The 18,928-nt window shown below is 61.8% G+C and carries 19 protein-coding genes; 16 read left to right on the forward strand and 3 right to left on the reverse strand.

What is annotated here, in order from left to right; genetic code table 11:
* Nucleotides 1-233 precede the first annotated feature (233 nt).
* Complete coding sequence (locus AB4N47_RS04035) at nucleotides 234-641, reverse strand: PA2817 family protein (RefSeq protein ID WP_039760212.1); 408 nt, start codon at nucleotides 639-641, stop codon at nucleotides 234-236.
* A 73-nt stretch (nucleotides 642-714) separates the two neighbouring features.
* Nucleotides 715-3,162: an acyl-CoA dehydrogenase gene (locus AB4N47_RS04040; protein WP_136492921.1), complete on the reverse strand. Its 2,448-nt coding sequence runs from the start codon at nucleotides 3,160-3,162 to the stop codon at nucleotides 715-717.
* A gap of 247 nt (nucleotides 3,163-3,409) precedes the next feature.
* Between AB4N47_RS04040 and AB4N47_RS04045 the strand changes: the two genes are divergently transcribed.
* The 4 genes from AB4N47_RS04045 (at nucleotide 3,410) to AB4N47_RS04060 (ending at nucleotide 6,578) form a co-directional block, all read left to right on the forward strand.
* Nucleotides 3,410-4,069: a transglutaminase-like domain-containing protein gene (locus tag AB4N47_RS04045; protein ID WP_071173232.1), complete on the forward strand. Its 660-nt coding sequence runs from the start codon at nucleotides 3,410-3,412 to the stop codon at nucleotides 4,067-4,069.
* A 43-nt stretch (nucleotides 4,070-4,112) separates the two neighbouring features.
* Nucleotides 4,113-4,736, forward strand: a complete 624-nt coding sequence (locus AB4N47_RS04050; RefSeq protein WP_016771011.1) for a glutathione S-transferase family protein — start codon at nucleotides 4,113-4,115, stop codon at nucleotides 4,734-4,736.
* Between the two features lie 133 nt (nucleotides 4,737-4,869).
* Complete coding sequence (locus tag AB4N47_RS04055) at nucleotides 4,870-5,802, forward strand: ABC transporter ATP-binding protein (protein WP_095181611.1); 933 nt, start codon at nucleotides 4,870-4,872, stop codon at nucleotides 5,800-5,802.
* Entirely contained in the window at nucleotides 5,799-6,578 is a 780-nt protein-coding gene (locus AB4N47_RS04060) for an ABC transporter permease (RefSeq protein ID WP_039760202.1), read from the forward strand. The genes AB4N47_RS04055 and AB4N47_RS04060 overlap by 4 nt, the downstream gene beginning before the upstream one ends.
* Nucleotides 6,579-6,717: 139 nt before the next feature.
* Here AB4N47_RS04060 and AB4N47_RS04065 read toward each other — a convergent pair whose 3' ends face one another.
* Nucleotides 6,718-7,236 carry a DUF2062 domain-containing protein gene (locus tag AB4N47_RS04065; protein ID WP_016770668.1) on the reverse strand — a complete coding sequence of 173 codons (519 nt, stop codon included), beginning with the start codon at nucleotides 7,234-7,236 and terminating at the stop codon, nucleotides 6,718-6,720.
* 136 nt (nucleotides 7,237-7,372) lie between these two features.
* On the opposite strand from AB4N47_RS04065, the gene AB4N47_RS04070 reads away from it, so the two are divergent.
* The 12 genes from AB4N47_RS04070 (at nucleotide 7,373) to AB4N47_RS04125 (ending at nucleotide 18,897) form a co-directional block, all read left to right on the forward strand.
* A complete protein-coding gene (locus tag AB4N47_RS04070) occupies nucleotides 7,373-9,607 on the forward strand; it encodes a DNA internalization-related competence protein ComEC/Rec2 (RefSeq protein WP_341639302.1) in 2,235 nt (744 codons plus the stop codon).
* A gap of 101 nt (nucleotides 9,608-9,708) precedes the next feature.
* On the forward strand, nucleotides 9,709-10,344 hold the full coding sequence (locus AB4N47_RS04075) for a MotA/TolQ/ExbB proton channel family protein (RefSeq protein WP_016771007.1): 636 nt from the start codon (nucleotides 9,709-9,711) through the stop codon (nucleotides 10,342-10,344).
* Nucleotides 10,341-10,769 carry an ExbD/TolR family protein gene (locus tag AB4N47_RS04080; RefSeq protein ID WP_016771006.1) on the forward strand — a complete coding sequence of 143 codons (429 nt, stop codon included), beginning with the start codon at nucleotides 10,341-10,343 and terminating at the stop codon, nucleotides 10,767-10,769. Before AB4N47_RS04075 ends, AB4N47_RS04080 begins: the two co-directional genes overlap by 4 nt.
* Nucleotides 10,769-11,779: a tetraacyldisaccharide 4'-kinase gene (lpxK, locus tag AB4N47_RS04085; protein WP_341639303.1), complete on the forward strand. Its 1,011-nt coding sequence runs from the start codon at nucleotides 10,769-10,771 to the stop codon at nucleotides 11,777-11,779. The genes AB4N47_RS04080 and lpxK overlap by 1 nt, the downstream gene beginning before the upstream one ends.
* 23 nt (nucleotides 11,780-11,802) lie before the next feature.
* Nucleotides 11,803-11,988 (forward strand): Trm112 family protein, encoded by a 186-nt coding sequence (locus AB4N47_RS04090; RefSeq protein WP_003179363.1) that lies wholly within the window; start codon nucleotides 11,803-11,805, stop codon nucleotides 11,986-11,988.
* Nucleotides 11,985-12,749 carry a 3-deoxy-manno-octulosonate cytidylyltransferase gene (gene kdsB / locus AB4N47_RS04095; protein WP_341639304.1) on the forward strand — a complete coding sequence of 255 codons (765 nt, stop codon included), beginning with the start codon at nucleotides 11,985-11,987 and terminating at the stop codon, nucleotides 12,747-12,749. Before AB4N47_RS04090 ends, kdsB begins: the two co-directional genes overlap by 4 nt.
* Nucleotides 12,749-13,213, forward strand: a complete 465-nt coding sequence (locus AB4N47_RS04100) for a low molecular weight protein-tyrosine-phosphatase (protein ID WP_282386548.1) — start codon at nucleotides 12,749-12,751, stop codon at nucleotides 13,211-13,213. The genes kdsB and AB4N47_RS04100 overlap by 1 nt, the downstream gene beginning before the upstream one ends.
* Entirely contained in the window at nucleotides 13,210-14,229 is a 1,020-nt protein-coding gene (murB, locus tag AB4N47_RS04105; protein WP_341639305.1) for a UDP-N-acetylmuramate dehydrogenase, read from the forward strand. The genes AB4N47_RS04100 and murB overlap by 4 nt, the downstream gene beginning before the upstream one ends.
* A 306-nt stretch (nucleotides 14,230-14,535) precedes the next feature.
* The gene (locus AB4N47_RS04110; protein WP_016771000.1) at nucleotides 14,536-15,006 is read left to right on the forward strand and encodes a (2Fe-2S)-binding protein; all 471 of its coding nucleotides are present in this window, start codon (nucleotides 14,536-14,538) and stop codon (nucleotides 15,004-15,006) included.
* Nucleotides 15,003-17,324, forward strand: coding sequence for a xanthine dehydrogenase family protein molybdopterin-binding subunit (locus AB4N47_RS04115; protein ID WP_341639306.1), 2,322 nt, complete (start codon nucleotides 15,003-15,005; stop codon nucleotides 17,322-17,324). The genes AB4N47_RS04110 and AB4N47_RS04115 overlap by 4 nt, the downstream gene beginning before the upstream one ends.
* Nucleotides 17,324-18,304: an XdhC family protein gene (locus AB4N47_RS04120; protein ID WP_122611447.1), complete on the forward strand. Its 981-nt coding sequence runs from the start codon at nucleotides 17,324-17,326 to the stop codon at nucleotides 18,302-18,304. Before AB4N47_RS04115 ends, AB4N47_RS04120 begins: the two co-directional genes overlap by 1 nt.
* The gene (locus AB4N47_RS04125; RefSeq protein WP_341639307.1) at nucleotides 18,301-18,897 is read left to right on the forward strand and encodes a nucleotidyltransferase family protein; all 597 of its coding nucleotides are present in this window, start codon (nucleotides 18,301-18,303) and stop codon (nucleotides 18,895-18,897) included. The genes AB4N47_RS04120 and AB4N47_RS04125 overlap by 4 nt, the downstream gene beginning before the upstream one ends.
* Nucleotides 18,898-18,928 lie beyond the last annotated feature (31 nt).

Consider the following 18,928-nt stretch of genomic DNA (forward strand, 5'->3'; position numbering starts at 1 on the left):
ATCTTTGTTGGATTCGCCTCTCACCCCAGCCCTCTCCCCGAGGAGAGGGAGCTGATTTGTGTGCTTTTCAAATTCTGAGTTCAACTCGGACTTTCACATCGACGTAACTCGCCCAAACACCTCGGTCAGTCCCCTCTCCCCTCCGGGAGAGGGCTAGGGTGAGGGTGTTTTTGATCTAGAAAAAAAGGCCCGCATGGAATCACCAGTGCGGGCCTTTCGATTACCTGTCGATATCAGTGCTTGCTGTCCTGCGCCGACATGGCCAGCAGTTGTTTTTCCTGGTTCCAGTCAAACGGTTCGTCGTTCTGTTCGGCTTCGTAGCGGCGTTCTTCGAGGGCCTGGTAGAGGTCGATTTCTTCGTCGGAGAGGTAGTGCAGGCAGTCGCCGGCGAAGAACCACAGCAGGTCGCGCGGGATCAGGTGGGCGATTTGCGGGTAGCGGCTGATGACTTGGGTGAGGATGTCCTGGCCCAGGTATTGGCTTTCGATAGGGTCGATCGGCAGGGAGGCCAGCAGTTCGTCGAAGCGCTCGAGGAACAGGGCATGGCTTTCTTCGGGCACTTGTTCGGCCTCACCTACGGCGACCAGGATACTGCGCAGGTGGTCGAGCAACACGAGATGATCGGCAACGACGTTGGACACGAGATAAGTCCTCAAGAGCAAAACGGGCGCGGGAGTATAAAGCCCTCGCGCCGTTTTTTCACATAAACCGGGATCAGCGGACTTTGCCCGCTGCCTGGGTCAGTTCCTCTTTGGCGAAATCATCGACGTCGATCACCTTGCGGCGGGCCGCTTCGGCGTCGCGCAGGCTTTGCGCTTCGACGGCTTGCAGTACGCCGGCTTCCAGTGCGGCATCGATGGCGTGTTCGCCGGCTGCCGGTTTGACCTGGCCGCTCTTCAGTGCGGTGTGCAGTTTCTTGTGCAGCGGTTGCGCGGCGTTAAGCAGGTCGCTGGCGTGTTGCAGCGCGCCCACGGCATCGTCCGCCGATTGCGGGCGGTAGCAGCCGGCGAGCAGTTCTTCCAGGGCCGGATCGCCTTTGGCGCGACCGATGACCGCAGCGACTTCGGCGCCGAGTTTGTCCGATGGGCCTTTGTGACGGCGCCCGAACGGGAAGACGATGACCCGCAGCAGGCAGCCGAAGACTTTGTTCGGGAAGTTGCTCAGCAGTTCATCCAGCGCACGCTCCGACTGGCCGAGGCTTTCTTCCATGGCCCAGCGGAACAGCGGCTCCATGTACGCCGGCGAATCCAGGTCGTGATAACGCTTGAGCGCGGCGGAGGCCAGATACAGGTTGCTCAGTACATCGCCGAGGCGTGCCGACAGACGTTCGCGGCGTTTCAGTTCGCCGCCCAGGAGCATCATGCTGAAGTCGGCGAGCATGGCAAATGCGGCGGCCTGACGGTTCAGCGCGCGGAAGTAGCCCTGACTGATCCTGTCGCCCGGCGCATGTTCGAAATGACCGAGCCCGAGGTTCAGCACCAGTGTGCTGGCGGCATTGCTGACGGCAAAACCGATGTGCTTGAGCAATAGGCCGTCGAATTCCTTGAGTGCCTGATCCTTGTCCTCGCGACCGGCCAGGGCCATTTCCTTGAGCACAAATGGATGGCAGCGGATCGCGCCCTGACCGAAGATCATCAGGTTGCGCGACAGGATGTTCGCGCCTTCGACGGTGATGAAGATCGGCGCGCCGTTCCAGCTGCGGCCCAAGTAGTTGTTCGGCCCCATGATGATCGCTTTACCACCATGCACATCCATGGCGTGGCTGATGCATTCGCGGCCGCGTTCGGTGAGGTGATATTTGAGGATCGCCGACAGCACCGATGGTTTTTCACCCAGGTCCACCGCGTTGGCGGTGAGCATGCGGGCGGCGTCCATCATCCACGCGTTGCCGCCGATGCGCGCCATGGCTTCCTGAATGCCTTCGAACGCGGACAGCGGTACATTGAATTGCTCGCGAATCTGCGCGTACTGGCCGGTGACCAGACTGGTGAACTTGGCCGCACCGGTACCGACGGCTGGCAGCGAGATCGAACGCCCGACTGACAGGCAGTTCATCAGCATCATCCAGCCCTTGCCGAGCATTTCCTGACCACCGATGAGGTAGTCAAGCGGAATGAACACGTCCTTGCCGGAGTTCGGGCCGTTCATGAACGCGGCGCCCAGCGGCAGGTGTCGACGACCGATTTCCACTCCTGCGGTATCGGTCGGGATCAGCGCCAGACTGATGCCGAGGTCCTCTTCCTCACCGAGCAGGTGATCCGGGTCATAAGCCTTGAATGCCAGGCCAAGCAGGGTAGCGACCGGGCCGAGGGTGATGTAGCGCTTTTCCCAGTTCAGGCGCAGGCCGATGACTTCCTGTCCTTCCCACTGGCCTTTGCAGATGATCCCGGTGTCGGGCATCGCGCCGGCGTCGGAACCCGCCAGCGGGCCGGTGAGGGCGAAGCACGGGATATCGTCGCCACGCGCCAGGCGCGGCAGGTAGTGATTACGTTGTTCATCGGTGCCGTAATGCAGCAATAGTTCGGCCGGGCCGAGGGAGTTGGGCACCATCACGGTAGAGGCGAGGTCGCCGCTGCGAGTGGCGAGTTTCATTGCCACTTGGGAGTGAGCGTAGGCCGAGAAGCCTTTGCCGCCGTATTCCTTGGGAATGATCAGGGCGAAAAAGCCATGTTCCTTGATGTGCGTCCAGGCCTCGGGCGGCAGGTCCATGGACTGGCCGATCTGCCAGTCGCTGACCATCGCGCAGAGTTCTTCGGTCGGGCCATCGATGAAAGCCTGTTCTTCTTCAGTCAGTTGCACCTTGGGATAGGACAGCAGTTTGTCCCAGTCCGGACGGCCGCTGAACAGCTCGCCGTCCCACCACACGGTGCCGGCATCGATCGCGTCGCGTTCGGTCTGCGACATCGGTGGCAGGGTTTTCTGGAACCAGTTGAACAGCGGCGCGGTGAAGTGCTTGCGGCGCAGGTCAGGCAGCAACAATGGCGCGGCGACCACTGCCAACAGGACCCAGAAGACAAACAGCAGCCAGCCCGGCGCGTGACTGAAAATCCCCATGGCGACCAGATAGGCCGCAACGATGCCCAATGCGGGCAGCGGGGCGATGCGTCGATGGGCGAGATACGCCACGCCGACGATCAAAACCAGTATCCACAACAACAGCATATTCAGTCCTCCGTGAACCAAGGCAAATCGACCCTCCAGAGCTTAGACGGCATCTGCAAATAAGGGTGGTCAGAGCATGGTGATTGAAATCGTGGGAAACCCCGGATGGTTTTCGTAGGTTCGGTGGGCAACACGTGTGGGAAATCGTTCGTTGCTGCGCAGCTTTGCTTTCAGGTTTGGCCGAAATGTCGTTATCTCTGTGCTCAGGCTGTCGCTAGACTCGTGACTCATCCAGGAGATTGCCGTCATGCACGAGTATCTGAGCCCCGGCCGCTTCATCGATAGTGACCACCCGGCGGTGGTGGAGTTCGCCGAGCAGCATCGCGGTGCCAGTAATGATCCGCGTGAGCAGGCGATCAGTCTGTATTACGCCGTGCGCGAGGCGGTGCGCTACAACCCGTACACCTTCAGCCGTGATCCGCAAACCCTGCGCGGCAGTTACGCACTCGCAGCAGGGGAGAGTTACTGCGTGCCGAAAGCCACGCTGCTCGCCGGTTGTGCACGGCATTGCGGGATCCCGGCGCGCATCGGTCTGGCCGATGTGCGCAATCATCTGTCGACGCCACGTCTGCTCGAGTTGCTGAAAAGCGATGTGTTCGCCATGCATGGCTACACCGAGCTGTTTCTCGATGGTCGCTGGGTCAAGGCGACGCCAGCGTTCAACCAGCAACTGTGCGAGTTGTTCAACGTCGCAGCGCTGGAATTCGACGGCATCAATGACAGCGTTTTCCATCCGTTCAACCGTGACGGCGCGCAGTTGATGGAGTATCTGCTCGATCACGGCCAATTCACCGATGTGCCGGAAACCTTCTTCTTCGAGCACCTGCAAAAGTGCTATCCGCATCTGTTCAGTGAGCAACTGCCGGTGCTGCTGGGCGATATGCAGGCCGATTTGAGTCGCACCTGATCCGGCGTATGCTGGCCGTCCACTCACTTGCAAAGAGGCGGTCATGCTGAAGATCTGGGGACGGAAAAATTCATCGAACGTCAGAAAGCCCTTGTGGGCTGCCGAAGAGCTGGGCCTGGCGTACGAGGCCATCGATGCCGGCGGCGCGTTCGGTGTGGTCGACACGCCCGAGTACCGCGCGATGAACCCGAATGGCCGGGTGCCGGTGATCGAGGATGACGGTTTCGTGCTGTGGGAATCCAACGCCATCGTTCGCTATCTGCTGGCCAAACACGCCCCGGACAGCGCCTGGTATCCGGCGGATGCGCAAGCCCGCGCCACGGCGGACAAATGGATGGACTGGACCACGTCGAGTTTCGCCGGGCCGTTTCGCACGGTGTTCTGGGGTGTGCTGCGTACGCCTGCGGAGAAGCAGGACTGGAAGGCGATCAACGCCGCGATCAAGGAATGCGATGAATTGCTGAACATGGCCGACCATGCCTTGATCAGCCAGCCTTATCTCTCCGGCAATGACATCGGCATGGGCGACATTCCGCTGGGCAGCTTCATTTACGCCTGGTTCGAAATGCCCATCGAGCGCGCTCCGCAACCGCATCTGCAAGCCTGGTATGAACGTTTGAAGCAGCGTGCGGCCTATCAGAAGGCGGTCATGACCGCGTTGACTTGATAATTACTATCGACAGACTTGACTGTACTTGTGCGGCGGCGGCAAGCACCATTGCGAACTTGCGCCGCGGTTGTTTCCCTCGCCGCCCGCCCTTATTTACTTCTTTCCTTCCTTCTTGGTGCGTAAATCCGATATGAGTTCCGCTCTGTCCATCCGGCAGCTAACCAAAACCTACGGCAACGGGTTCCAGGCCTTGAGTGGTATCGATCTGGACGTCGCCGAAGGTGACTTTTTCGCCTTGCTCGGCCCCAACGGCGCCGGCAAATCCACCACCATCGGCATCCTCTCGACCCTGGTCAACAAGACCAGCGGCACCGTGAATATTTTCGGCAATGACCTGGACAAGAACCCGGCGGCGCTCAAGCGCTCGATCGGCGTGGTGCCGCAGGAATTCAACTTCAACCAGTTCGAAAAGACCTTCGACATCGTCGTGACCCAGGCCGGTTACTACGGCATTCCGGCGAAAGTCGCCAAGGAACGCGCCGAGCAGTACCTGACCCAGCTCGGCCTGTGGGACAAGCGTGATGTGCCGTCGCGTTCGCTGTCCGGCGGCATGAAACGGCGTCTGATGATTGCCCGTGCACTGGTGCATGAACCGCGCCTGCTGATCCTCGATGAGCCGACTGCGGGCGTCGATATCGAACTGCGCCGTTCGATGTGGACCTTCCTCACCGAGCTGAACCAGAAAGGCATCACCATCATCCTGACCACGCATTACCTGGAAGAGGCCGAGCAGCTGTGCCGCAACATCGGCATCATCGACCACGGCACCATCGTCGAAAACACCAGCATGAAACAGTTGCTGGGCCAGTTGCACGTGGAAACCTTTTTGCTCGACCTGAAACACGACTTGCACGTTGCGCCGCAATTGCTCGGCTACCCGGCCCGATTGCTCGACGGCCACACCCTGGAAGTGCAGGTCGACAAATCCATGGGCATCACGGCGTTGTTCACCCAGTTGGCGCAGCAGAACATCGAAGTGCTGAGCCTGCGTAACAAAACCAATCGCCTCGAGGAGTTGTTCGTGTCCCTGGTGGAGAAAAATCTGTCGAAGGTGGCGGTATGAGTTCCGAGTTCGGTCCCAACCTCGTCGCCCTGCAAACCATCGTCTACCGCGAGGTCAAACGCTTCATGCGGATCTGGCCGCAGACCCTGCTGCCGCCGGCGATCACCATGGTTCTGTACTTCGTGATCTTCGGCAACCTGATCGGCCGGCAGATCGGCGACATGGGTGGCTTCACCTACATGGAGTACATCGTGCCGGGTCTGATCATGATGTCGGTGATCACCAACTCCTACGGCAACGTGGTCTCGAGCTTCTTCGGCAGCAAGTTCCAGCGCTCGATCGAAGAGCTGATGGTTTCGCCGGTGTCACCGCACACGATCCTGATCGGCTTCACCATTGGTGGCGTATTGCGCGGTCTGGCGGTGGGGCTGATCGTGACGATTCTGTCGCTGTTCTTCACAGATTTGCAGGTGCATCATCTCGGCGTGACCATCCTGGTGGTGGTGCTGACCGCGACAATCTTCTCGCTGCTGGGCTTCATCAACGCGGTGTTTGCGCGCAACTTCGACGATATTTCGATCATCCCGACATTTGTGCTGACCCCGCTGACTTACCTTGGCGGCGTGTTCTACTCGATCACCTTGCTGCCGCCGTTCTGGCAGACCGTGTCGCTGGCCAACCCGGTGCTGCACATGGTCAACGCCTTCCGCTACGGCATCCTTGGTGTCTCGGATATCCGCATCGGTATCGCCATTACCTTCATGCTGGTGGCAACGGTGGTGCTGTATCTCGGCTGTGCGCGGTTGCTGGTGAGCGGGCGCGGGATGCGTACCTGATCCCGACCGCAGCGCTACCTTCGCGAGCAGGCTCGCTCCCACACTGGAATGATGTTCTCTGTGGGAGCGAGCCTGCTCGCGAAGGGGCCAGCCCAGACACAACAAAAAACGGCCTCCCATCGCGGAGGCCGTTTTGCATTCATTTCTGCCGGCTTTTCTTGCGCCGCCGCCATTGCCGCGCCACCCACCAGCGCCAGTACAGCATCACCAGAAAGTAGGCGAGGACGCCCAGCACCAGGCCGACGACCACCGAGCCGAGCAGAAACGGCTGCCACAGCGTCGACAGCTCACCGCTGATCCATTCCCAGGTCAACTCGTCCGGCAGATGCCGCGCCGGCACATCCATCAGGAACGCCCCGGCCTGGTAGGTGCAGAAAAACACCGCCGGCATGGTGATCGGATTGGTCAGCCAGACCAGACTCACCGCGATCGGCATATTGCCGCGCACCATCACCGCCAATGCCGCCGCGACCAGCATCTGCGCGGGTATCGGCAGGAATGCCGCAAACAGGCCGACCGCCATCGCCCGGGCGACCGAGTGGCGGTTGAGATGCCAGAGGTTCGGGTCATGCAGCAACGTGCCGAGAAAGCGTAAGGATTTGTGTTCCCTGATGCTCGTCGGGTCGGGCATGTAACGTTTGAATAAGCGCCGGGGCATAAGGCTTCTCGGTCGGTTAAGGCGGCAAGTATGTCTGGATTCTACGAACCGCCCATTCAGACTTTGTGACAATTGTTGACGACGGTGGTGCCGCACACCCGCTATGCCTAAGGAGCGAACTCTCAAGGACGGGCATATGCGCACAGGGATGATGGCGCTGGCAGTCGGTCTGCTGGCCCCGGTTTTTTTGCCGGCCTTGCCGCCGGTCGGCTTGCTGGTAGTGCTGCCAGTGGTGGCGCTGATGCTGCTGCCGTTTCGCAGCTATCCATTGGCTTCTTTGCTGTTTGGTTTCACGTGGGCTTGTTTCAGTGCGCAGTGGGCGCTGACTGATCGCTTGCCACCGGGCCTGGACGGCGAAACCCGTTGGCTTGAAGGGCGTGTGGTCGGCTTGCCGCAACACAACGATGGCGTGGTGCGTTTCGAGCTGGCTGATGCGCGTTCACGCCACGAAAAGCTGCCATCGCTGCTGCGCCTGGCGTGGTACGCCGGGCCGGCGGTGAATAGTGGTGAGCGTTGGCGTCTGGCGGTGAAATTGAAGCGCCCGAGTGGCTTGCTCAACCCGGACGCCTTCGATTACGAGGCCTGGCTGCTGGCGCAACGGATCGGGGCGACCGGCACGATCAAGGATGGCCAGCGCCTGGCTGAGGCCCGGTATGCATGGCGCGACGGCGTTCGCCAGCGCCTGCTGGCGGCCGATGCGCAAGGACGAGAAGGCGCACTGGCGGCGCTGGTGCTTGGTGACGGTTCAGGCCTCAGTCGCGAGGATTGGCAGGTACTGCAAGACACCGGGACCGTGCATTTGCTGGTGATCTCCGGCCAGCACATCGGTTTGCTGGCGGCTGTGATGTATCTGCTGGTCGCCGGGCTGGCGCGTTTCGGAATCTGGCCATTGCGCTGGCCATGGTTGCCGTGGGCGTGTGGCCTGGCCTTCGCGGCGGCGCTGGGTTACGGCTTGCTCGCCGGCTTCGATGTGCCGGTGCAGCGCGCCTGCGTGATGGTGGCGCTGGTGCTGCTGTGGCGCCTGCGTTTTCGCCATCTCGGCGCATGGTGGCCGTTGCTGCTGGCATTCAATGGCGTGCTGCTGCTTGATCCACTGGCCAGTTTGCGTCCCGGCTTCTGGCTGTCCTTCGCCGCAGTGGCGGTGTTGATCTTCACCTTCGGCGGGAGGCTGGGCGCTTGGCGTTGGTGGCAGACCTGGACTCGCGCGCAGTGGCTGATCGCGATCGGTTTGTGCCCGGTGCTGCTGGCGCTGAGCCTGCCGATCAGCGTCAGCGGGCCGGTAGCCAATCTGCTGGCCGTTCCGTGGGTCAGCCTCGTGGTGCTGCCGCCGGCATTGCTTGGCACGCTATTGCTGCCCGTGCCTTATGTCGGCGAAGGGCTGTTGTGGCTGGCCGGTGGTTTGATCGACTGGCTGTTTATCGGGCTGGCGCTGATTGCCGGGCAATGGCCGGCGTGGATACCTGCCGCCATTCCATTGTGGGCGCTGGTCTTGGGCAGCCTCGGCGCGTTGTTATTGCTGCTGCCCCGTGGCGTGCCGCTGCGTCCGTTGGGCTGGCCGCTGCTGTTGCTTCTGGCATTGCCGCCTCGAGAGCAAACAGAAGAAGGGCGGGCCGATGTCTGGCAACTCGATGTTGGCCAGGGCCTGGCCATTCTCATCCGCACCCGCCATCACGCGCTTCTCTATGACGCCGGCCCGCGTTTCGGCGAGTTCGATCTCGGCGAGCGGGTGGTGCTGCCAGCGTTACGTAAACTCAATGTGCAAGCGCTCGACCTGATGCTGCTCAGCCACGCTGACGCCGATCACGCTGGCGGCGCTCGGGCGGTAATGCAGGGATTGAAGGTGCACCGCGTGGTCAGCGGCGATGTGCCAAACCTGCCGCCGGAGCTGAACGCCGAAGCCTGCGCAAGTGGCGAACAATGGCAGTGGGACGGCGTGCAGTTCCAGCTCTGGCAGTGGTCGGCGGCCGATGACAGCAACCAGCGCTCCTGTGTCTTGCAGATCGAGGCCAACGGCGAACGCCTGCTGCTCACCGGCGACATCGACACTCACGCCGAGCGCGTTCTGCTCGACAGCCCACTGGCCGTGCCGACGCAGTGGCTGCAATCGCCACATCACGGCAGTCGCAGTTCATCATCGATGGCGCTGTTGAAAGCCTTGCAGCCGGAATCAGTGCTGATCTCCCGCGGTCACGGCAACTCGTTCGGTCATCCGCATCCAACCGTGCTTGCGCGCTACCGCAAGCAAGGCCTGCGCATCTACGACAGCGCCGGGCACGGTGCCATTCATCTGCAACTGGGCAGCTTCAAACCGCCGTGGACGATGCGTCAACAGCGGCGTTTCTGGCGCGATCCGCCCGTCCCGGGCCGTTGATCGGTGCCAGCATGGGTGCCACCTCACGGTCGTCGGGGCGGCGGGTCTTAATCGCGGATCGGTATGGTAAAGTGGCGCACTTTTTCGAGGGGACTGTCACTGTGTGGGAATTGGTCAAATCCGGCGGCTGGATGATGTTGCCGATCATTCTGAGTTCCATCGCGGCCATGGCGATCGTCGCCGAGCGCCTGTGGACACTGCGCGCCAGTCGCGTCACCCCCGAGCATCTGCTGGGTCAAGTCTGGGTCTGGATCAAGGACAAGCAGCTCAACAAGGAAAAACTCAAGGAGTTGCGCGCCAACTCGCCGCTGGGGGAAATCCTCGCCGCAGGCCTGGCCAATTCCAAGCATGGTCGCGAGATCATGAAAGAGTGCATCGAAGAGGCCGCCGCGCGGGTCATTCATGAACTCGAACGCTACATCAACGCGCTCGGCACCATCGCCGCCATGGCGCCGCTGCTCGGCCTGCTCGGTACCGTGCTGGGCATGATCGACATTTTCAGTGCCTTTACCGGCTCCGGCATGACCACCAATGCTTCGGTACTGGCCGGCGGTATTTCCAAAGCACTGATCACTACCGCAGCGGGCCTGATGGTCGGGATTCCAGCGGTGTTCTTCCACCGCTTCCTGCAGCGCCGCATCGACGAGCTGGTGGTCGGTATGGAGCAGGAAGCAATCAAACTGGTGGAAGTGGTGCAGGGCGACCGCGATGTCGATCTGGCCGAGGGCAAAGCGTGAAATTCCGTCGCAAGCCCCGGGAAACCGTAGACATCAACCTCGCGTCGCTGATTGACGTGGTGTTCATTCTGCTGCTGTTTTTCGTGGTCACTACCACTTTCACCCGCGAAACCCAGCTGCGCGTCGACTTGCCCGAAGCGGTCAGCGGTTCGCCTGCCGAAGATCAGCAGGTCAAACAGCTGGACGTCGCCATCAGTGCCGAAGGCGTGTTCTCGGTGAACAACAAGATTCTGCCGAAGAATGATCTGGCGACGCTGATGGAAGCCATGCAGAAAGAATCCAACGGCGACACCAATATGCCGCTGTCGATCAGTGCCGATGGCAAGGCCCAGCATCAATCGGTGATCACCGCCATGGACGCGGCCGGCAAGCTCGGTTTCAGCCATCTGCGCATGACCACGGTCGAGGCGGCGCCGAAATCCTGATGAGCCTGTCCGATCGCCTGCTCGCCGCGTGGTATCAGGGGCATCCGGCCCTGACGCTGCTGCGGCCACTGGAAATGCTGTATCGCCGCGTGGTGATCAACAAGCGTCAGCGCTTTCTCGACGGCGAAGGTGAAATCTACCAATCGCCGGTTCCGTTGATCGTGGTCGGCAATATCACCGTTGGCGGTACCGGCAAGACGCCGATGATTCTCTGGCTGATCGATCATTGCCGACGCCGTGGACTGCGCGTTGGTGTGGTCAGTCGCGGTTATGGCGCCAAACCGCCGCAACTGCCGTGGCGGGTTGAGGCCGAGCACAGCGCCGAGATTGCCGGTGACGAGCCGCTGCTGATCGTCCAGCGCACCGGCGTGCCGCTGATGATTGATCCCGATCGCAGCGCCGCCGTCAAAGCCTTGATTGCCAGTGAGCCACTGGACCTGATTCTGTCTGACGACGGCATGCAGCATTATCGTCTGGCGCGGGATCTGGAACTGGTGCTGATCGATGCCGCACGGGGCTTGGGCAACCAGCGCTGTCTGCCGGCCGGGCCGTTGCGTGAGCCGGTCGAGCGCCTGCAAAGTGTGGATGGCGTGCTGTTCAACGGTGCCCTTGATGATCGCGACGATGGTTTCGCCTTCCGCCTGCAACCCACCGCACTGGTCAATCTGCGCAGCGGCGAGCGTCAGTCGCTCGAGCATTTCCCGCCCGGGCAAGCGCTGCACGCGGTGGCCGGGATCGGCAATCCGCAACGTTTCTTCAATACCCTCGAAGCGCTAGACTGGCGCCCGGTTCCGCATGCGTTTGCCGACCACGCCGAGTACAGCGTGCAGGCCCTGAATTTCACCCCGTCATTGCCCTTGGTAATGACCGAAAAGGACGCGGTGAAGTGCCGTGCCTTTGCTGCTGCCGACTGGTGGTATCTGGCGGTCGACGCCGTGCCGTCGCCGGCCTTCGTGGCTTGGTTCGACACCCAGCTGATGCGCCTGTTGCCGGATCGTCTGCTGCCTTAACTCTTTTATTTCTGGGAATGTTCATGGACACCAAACTGCTCGACATCCTCGCTTGCCCCGTGTGCAAAGGCCCGCTCAAGCTCAGTGCCGACAAGACCGAACTGATCAGCAAGGGCGCCGGCCTGGCCTATCCGATCCGCGACGGCATCCCGGTGATGCTGGAAAGCGAAGCGCGCACCCTGACCACCGACGAGCGTCTGGATAAATGACCACAGCCTTCACCGTTGTCATCCCGTCGCGGTTCGCCTCGACCCGTCTGCCGGGCAAGCCGTTGCTGGATATTGCCGGCAAACCGATGATCCAGCATGTCTGGGAACAGGCGAGCAAAAGCAGCGCGACCCGCGTCGTTGTTGCAACTGACGATGCACGCATCGTCGAGGCATGCAAAAGCTTTGGCGCCGAAGTGGTGCTGACCCGTGAAGATCACAACTCCGGCACCGATCGTCTGGCCGAGGTCGCAGCGAAACTTGGCCTTGCGCCTGATGCGATCGTGGTCAACGTCCAGGGCGATGAGCCGCTGATTCCGCCAAGCGTGATCGATCAGGTCGCCGCTAACCTTGCTGCCCATACCGAAGCGCGCATGGCCACGCTGGCCGAGCCGATCGAAGACGTGGAAACCCTGTTCAATCCCAACGTGGTCAAGGTCGCCAGCGATATCAACGGCCTCGCGCTGACCTTCAGTCGAGCAACCTTGCCCTGGGCTCGCGATGCATTTGCCAAGAGTCGCGAACAACTGCCGGAGGGCGTGCCCTATCGCCGCCACATCGGCATCTACGCCTACCGCGCCGGGTTCCTTCAGGATTTCGTCAACTGGGGCCCATGCTGGCTGGAAAACACCGAATCCCTCGAACAACTGCGTGCCTTGTGGCATGGCGTGCGCATCCATGTTGCCGACGCGCTGATCGCGCCGCCGACCGGTGTCGACACCGTTGAAGACCTGGAGCGGGTTCGTCGCCTGCTGGGGGCTTGATGCGCGTTCTGTTTGTGTGTCTGGGCAACATCTGCCGTTCGCCCACCGCTGAAGGCGTGTTGCGCCACAAGTTGCGTGAAGCCGGGCTGGCGGATGTGGTCGAAGTGGCCTCCGCGGGCACCGGTGACTGGCACGTCGGCAACCCGCCGGACAAGCGCAGCCAGGCGGCGGCGAAACTGCGCGGTTATGACTTGTCGACGCAACGCGCGCAGCAGGTCAGCCGGGCCGATTTCGCCAGCTACGACCTGATTCTCGCCATGGACAACAGCAACCTGCGCAACCTCAAGGCCCTGCAGCCGTCCACCGGCAGAGCCGAGCTGGATCTGTTTTTGCGTCGTTATTCCGGGCTGCTCGATGAAGTGCCGGACCCGTATTACGACGGTGATCAGGGTTTCGAGCAGGTGCTCGATCTGATCGAAGCGGCCTGCGACCAGTTGCTGATCGAAGTGAAGGGCCGTTTATGAGTTTGCAGGTCCAACCGCAAGTATCTTTGCAGGCCTTCAATACGTTTGGCGTCGATGTGCGCGCGCAGCTGTTTGCCGAAGCCCACAGTGATGACGATGTCCGCGAAGCGCTGGCCTATGCCGCTTCCCATGACGTGCCGTTGCTGGTGATCGGCGGCGGCAGCAACTTGCTGCTGACGGCGGATATTCCAGCGTTGGTATTGCGCATGGCCACGCGCGGCATCCGCGTGCTCAGCGACGATGGCAGTCGCGTGGTGGTCGAGGCGGAAGCCGGCGAAGCTTGGCATCCGTTCGTGCAGCACACGCTGGCCCAGGGATTTGCCGGTCTGGAAAACCTCAGCCTGATTCCCGGCACCGTCGGCGCCGCGCCGATGCAGAACATCGGCGCCTATGGTGTCGAGATCAAGGACGTGTTTGCCGGCCTGACTGCGCTGGACCGCGAGAGCGGCGAGCTGCGGGATTTCAGCCTGGAGCAGTGCAATTTCGGCTACCGCGACAGCCTGTTCAAGCAGCAGCCGGGACGTTGGCTGATCCTGCGGGTGCGCTTCACGCTTGATCGCGCCGCGCACCTGCATCTGGAATACGGCCCGGTGCGCCAGCGCCTGAGCGAGCAGGGCATCGAGCAGCCGACGCCCAGCGACGTCAGCCGCGCCATCTGCAGCATCCGCAGTGAAAAACTGCCGGACCCGGCGGTGCTCGGCAATGCCGGCAGCTTTTTCAAGAATCCGCTGGTGCCTGCCGCTGTGGTCACGCAGATCAAGGCGCAGCACCCGGATCTGGTGGCTTACCCGCAAGCGGATGGGCAGATGAAACTGGCCGCTGGCTGGCTGATCGAACGCGCCGGCTGGAAAGGCTTCCGCGACGGCGATGCCGGCGTGCACAAGTTGCAGGCGCTGGTGCTGGTCAACTACGGCACGGCCACCGGCCTGCAACTGCTCGACCTGGCGCAACGTATCCAGAAAGACATCGCCGAGCGCTTCCATGTCGAACTGGAAATGGAGCCCAATCGGTATTGAAGCAGCTGCAAGTTTCAAGCTTCGAGCGGCAAGCTGCACTGCGTCATGAGCTATCAGCCGCTCTTGCTTGCAGCTTGTAGCTAGAAACTTGCAGCTAAAAAGCCCTGTATAAGCAGGGCTTTTTTGTTAATGCTGGGTTAACTTAGCCGCCTAACGATACCAATCATTTGCTTCACCCAAGGCGCGGTTGCGAGCTGCAATCTGCGAGCGAATCAGACGCGCCTTCACTTTGAGCTTGCAGCTTGCAGCTTGCAGCTTGTCGCTAAGATGTAACCCATAACCACTAAAAAATATGCGGGCGTGCCCATGATTACCCTGAAACTCAACGGTCAAGACCACTCCCTCGATGTCACCGAAGACATGCCGCTGTTGTGGGCGATTCGTGACGTCGCCGGATACAACGGCACCAAATTCGGTTGCGGCATGGGCCTGTGCGGCGCCTGCACCATCCATATCGACGGTTTGCCGGCACGCAGTTGCATCACGCCGATCGGCTCGGTAATCGGCCAGAACGTCACCACCATCGACAATCTCCACGCCGACCCGGTAGGCAAGGTCGTGCAGCAAGCCTGGCTCGACAGCGCCGTGGCTCAATGCGGTTATTGCCAAGGCGGGCAGATCATGTCGGCCACCGCTCTGCTGAAAACCAACCCCAACCCGAGCGACGAGCAGATCGAAGAAGCCATGGTCGGCAACATCTGCCGCTGCGGCACCTACAACCGGATCAAAACCGCGATCCGCCAGGCCTCCACCCACCTGAAGGAGGTGAAGGCATGAGCCGCGTCCCGAATGATTTCGCCCTGAGCAACCTCAGCCGCCGTGGTTTTCTCAAAGGCGTCGGCGCCACCAGCGCGCTGGTCCTCGCCGCGAGCTGGGGCTGGCAGGATGCGTTGGCCGATGACGCTGCGAAGAAATTTGGCGCCGACGGCATGCCCAATGGCTGGATCGACGATCCCAAGGTCTACGTGAGCATTGCTGCCGATGGCAGCGTCACCGTGGTGTGCAACCGTTCGGAAATGGGCCAGGGCGTGCGCACAAGCCTGAGCATGGTAGTGGCCGATGAACTCGAGGCCGATTGGGCGCAGGTCAAAGTGCAGCAGGCGCCGGGCGACGAAGTGCGCTTCGGCAACCAGGACACCGATGGTTCGCGCAGCATGCGTCACTGGTACGAGCCGATGCGGCGTTGTGGCGCCGCCGCGCGGACCATGCTCGAACAGGCCGCCGCTGCGCGGTGGAAAGTGCCGGTTGGCGAATGCCATGCGCAACTGCACAAGGTCATTCACAAACCGTCCGGCCGTGAATTGGGTTACGGCGAACTCGCCGCTGCCGCCAGTGCGCTGGCAGTGCCGGCGCGTGACAGCCTGCGACTCAAGCAGCCGTCGGAATTTCGCTACATCGGCAAGGAAGGCACCAAGGCCATCGACGGTGCCGACATCGTCAATGGCCGCGCAGTGTACGGCGCCGACGTGCATTTCTACGGCATGCTCTACGCCACTATCGCTCGCCCGGCAGTGTACGGCGGCAAGGTCAAAAGCCTCGATGACAGCGCCGCGCTGAAAGTCCCCGGCGTGCTAAAAGTCATGCAGATCGAAGGCCGGCCATTGCCGTCGGAGTTCCAGCCACTGGGCGGCGTCGCGGTTGTGGCCAGCAACACCTGGGCGGCGATCAAGGGTCGCGAGGCGCTGAAGATCGAGTGGGACGACGGCCCGAATGCCAGTTATGACTCGATTGCCTATCGCAAGGAACTCGAAGCCGCGTCGCTGAAGGCCGGCAAAGTGGTGCGCAATACCGGTGATATCGACAAGGCCTTGAGCGGCGCTGCCAGCACTCTCGAAGCGTCGTATTACCTGCCGCATCTGGCGCAGGCACCGATGGAACCGATGGTTGCCATCGCCCGTTACAAGGACGGCGTCTGCGAAGCCTGGGCGCCGAGTCAGGCACCGCAGGTCACCCGTGAGCGCATCGCCGAACGCCTGGGCGTGCCGTTCGAAAAGGTCACCTTCAATGTGACATTGCTGGGCGGTGGTTTCGGGCGCAAGTCGAAACCGGACTTCGTCGTTGAAGCCGCGATCCTCGCCAAGGAGTTTCCGGGCAAGGCTGTACGGGTGCAGTGGACCCGCGAAGACGACATCCACAATTCGTATTTCCACACCGTGTCGGCGGAATATCTCAAGGCCGGCATCGACAAGAACGGCATGCCGTCCGGGTGGCTGCATCGCACCGTAGCGCCGAGCATCACCGCCTTGTTTGCGCCGGACATGAACCACGAAGCGGCGTTCGAGCTGGGCATGGGCTTTACCAACATGGCCTATGCGATTCCCAACGTCCGCCTGGAAAACCCCGAAGCCAAGGTACACACCCGCGTCGGCTGGTATCGCTCGGTGTCGAACATTCCCCACGGCTTCGCGATTCAGAGTTTCGTCGACGAACTGGCGCACAAGGCCGGGGAAGATCCGCTCAAGTACCAGATCAAATTGCTCGGCCCGGACCGGCAGATTGATCCTCGCACCTTGAGCGAAGAGTGGAACTACGGCGAATCGCCCGAGCGTTATCCGATCGACACCGGGCGCATGCGCACCGTGCTGGAAACCGCCGCCAAGGCAGCCGGATGGGGACGCAAACTGCCCAAGGGCCGTGGCCTCGGTCTGGCAGTGCATTACAGCTTCGTCACCTATGTCGCGGCGGTGATCGAAGTCGAGGTCAAGGACGATGGTTCGCTGATCGTGCACAAGGCCGACATCGCCGTGGACTGCGGGCCGCAGATCAACCCTGAGCGCATCCGTTCGCAGTTCGAAGGTGCGTGCGTCATGGGCCTGGGCAACGCCGTGCTCGGTGAGATCAGCTTCAAGGACGGTAAGGTCCAGCAGGACAACTTCCATATGTACGAGGTCGCGCGCATGTCGCTGGCGCCCAAGGAAGTCGCGGTGCATCTGGTGACGCCGCCGGGTGACGTGCCGTTGGGTGGCGTTGGTGAGCCGGGTGTGCCGCCGATTGCCCCGGCGCTGTGCAATGCGATCTTCGCCGCCACCGGCAAGCGCATCCGCAATCTGCCGGTGCGGTATCAGTTGCAGGGCTGGCAGAAGGCGCAAGCGTAATGGACAGCGTCGATCTCAACGTCCTGCGCAGCGTCCTCGAGTGGCGCCGCGCCGGACAGCGGGTGGTGCTGTTCAGCGTGGTGCAGACGTGGGGCACCGCGCCGCGCTCGCCCGGTGCCATGCTCGCCTTGCGCGAGGACGGCGTGGTGATCGGCTCGGTGTCGGGCGGCTGTGTCGAGGATGACTTGATCGCGCGGCTGCACGACGGCCGCATCGCCACCGACGGCCCGCCGGTGCAGATGATCACTTATGGCGTGACCCGCGAGGAGGCCGCGCGTTTCGGTCTGCCTTGCGGTGGCACCCTGCGCCTGACCGAAGAGCGCGTCGGTGACCCCGCGTGGGTGGCCGAGCTGCTGCAGCGGTGCGAAAACCACGAAATCGTTGCTCGGGAACTGAACATCGAAACCGGCGAGGTGCTGCTGGTTCCGGCGAGCAAGTCCGATTCGCTGGTGTTCGACGGCAAGATTCTGCGGGCGATTTACGGCCCGCGCTGGCGCTTGTTGCTGATCGGTGCCGGGCAGTTGTCGCGCTACGTCGCCGACATGGCGCGGCTGCTGGATTTCGAAGTGCTGATCTGCGATCCGCGCAGCGAGTTCGTTTACGGCTGGGAAGAGCAGCATGGCCGTTTCGTCGCCGGCATGCCGGATGAGGCTGTGCTGAACATTCAGACCGACGAGCGCACGGCGATTGTCGCCTTGACTCACGATCCGCGCCTGGACGACATGGCTTTGCTCACCGCGCTCGATTCGCCGGCGTTCTATGTCGGCGCGCTCGGCTCGCGGGTCAACAGCCAGAAGCGCCGGGAAAATCTGGCTCAGCTAGGCTTGTCGCAAGCATCGATTGATCGCTTGCACGGGCCGATCGGCCTGCACATCGGCAGTCATTCGCCGGCAGAGATCGCCTTGTCGTTGCTGGCGGAAATTGTCGCGATCAAGAACGGTGTGGAGCTGAAACAGAAAAAACCGCTGGAGGGTGCATGAGCCAATCCATCGCAGTGATTGTGCTGGCGGCGGGCGAGGGCAAACGCTTTCGCCAGATCGCCGGCCCCGACAAAGACAAATTGCTCGCTGACTGTACCGGGCGTGACGGCGCCGTGCGCTCGGTCATCGAGCAGGTGCTGGTGAACCTGCCGGCCAGTCTCGACAAACGTGTACTGGTCACCACCGAGGCTCGACCGCAGGCGATGCGCATGGCTCAGGCTTACGGCTGCGACGTGGTGTCGATCGAATCGACCGGCATGGGCGACAGCATTGCCGCAGGTGTTGCCGCTTGCCCGGACGCTGATGGCTGGTTGATTGTGCTCGGCGATATGCCGTTTATTTTGCCCTCGAGTATCGAGCGAGTGCTCGCGGCGATGGCTGATGACGCGGTGAGCGTGCCGGTGCTGGGTGGCGAATTTGGCCATCCGGTGGGGTTTGGTCGTTCGTTTGGCGCGCAATTGCAGGCGCTGACCGGTGACCGTGGTGCACGGCCGTTGTTTGCGCAGGGACGGGTGGTGGAAGTGGCGGTGGATGATCCGGGGGTGTTGTGGGATATCGATGTGCCTGAATCTTTGGTATCTCCTCAGTCCTGAGCCGTGTTGAAATCCCTTGTGGGAGCGAGCC

Source organism: Pseudomonas sp. S3_G06 (assembly GCF_054667565.1).

Excerpts from the sequence above, each read along its gene's own strand:
- AB4N47_RS04040 (WP_136492921.1), bottom strand. The coding sequence starts at position 3,162 with ATGCTGTTGTTGTGGATACTGGTTTTGATCGTCGGCGTGGCGTATCTC.
- AB4N47_RS04045 (WP_071173232.1), top strand. The coding sequence starts at position 3,410 with ATGCACGAGTATCTGAGCCCCGGCCGCTTCATCGATAGTGACCACCCG.
- AB4N47_RS04050 (WP_016771011.1), top strand. The coding sequence starts at position 4,113 with ATGCTGAAGATCTGGGGACGGAAAAATTCATCGAACGTCAGAAAGCCC.
- AB4N47_RS04055 (WP_095181611.1), top strand. The coding sequence starts at position 4,870 with ATGAGTTCCGCTCTGTCCATCCGGCAGCTAACCAAAACCTACGGCAAC.
- AB4N47_RS04060 (WP_039760202.1), top strand. The coding sequence starts at position 5,799 with ATGAGTTCCGAGTTCGGTCCCAACCTCGTCGCCCTGCAAACCATCGTC.
- AB4N47_RS04065 (WP_016770668.1), bottom strand. The coding sequence starts at position 7,236 with ATGCCCCGGCGCTTATTCAAACGTTACATGCCCGACCCGACGAGCATC.
- AB4N47_RS04070 (WP_341639302.1), top strand. The coding sequence starts at position 7,373 with ATGCGCACAGGGATGATGGCGCTGGCAGTCGGTCTGCTGGCCCCGGTT.
- lpxK (WP_341639303.1), top strand. The coding sequence starts at position 10,769 with ATGAGCCTGTCCGATCGCCTGCTCGCCGCGTGGTATCAGGGGCATCCG.
- AB4N47_RS04090 (WP_003179363.1), top strand. The coding sequence starts at position 11,803 with ATGGACACCAAACTGCTCGACATCCTCGCTTGCCCCGTGTGCAAAGGC.
- kdsB (WP_341639304.1), top strand. The coding sequence starts at position 11,985 with ATGACCACAGCCTTCACCGTTGTCATCCCGTCGCGGTTCGCCTCGACC.
- AB4N47_RS04100 (WP_282386548.1), top strand. The coding sequence starts at position 12,749 with ATGCGCGTTCTGTTTGTGTGTCTGGGCAACATCTGCCGTTCGCCCACC.
- murB (WP_341639305.1), top strand. The coding sequence starts at position 13,210 with ATGAGTTTGCAGGTCCAACCGCAAGTATCTTTGCAGGCCTTCAATACG.
- AB4N47_RS04110 (WP_016771000.1), top strand. The coding sequence starts at position 14,536 with ATGATTACCCTGAAACTCAACGGTCAAGACCACTCCCTCGATGTCACC.
- AB4N47_RS04115 (WP_341639306.1), top strand. The coding sequence starts at position 15,003 with ATGAGCCGCGTCCCGAATGATTTCGCCCTGAGCAACCTCAGCCGCCGT.
- AB4N47_RS04120 (WP_122611447.1), top strand. The coding sequence starts at position 17,324 with ATGGACAGCGTCGATCTCAACGTCCTGCGCAGCGTCCTCGAGTGGCGC.
- AB4N47_RS04125 (WP_341639307.1), top strand. The coding sequence starts at position 18,301 with ATGAGCCAATCCATCGCAGTGATTGTGCTGGCGGCGGGCGAGGGCAAA.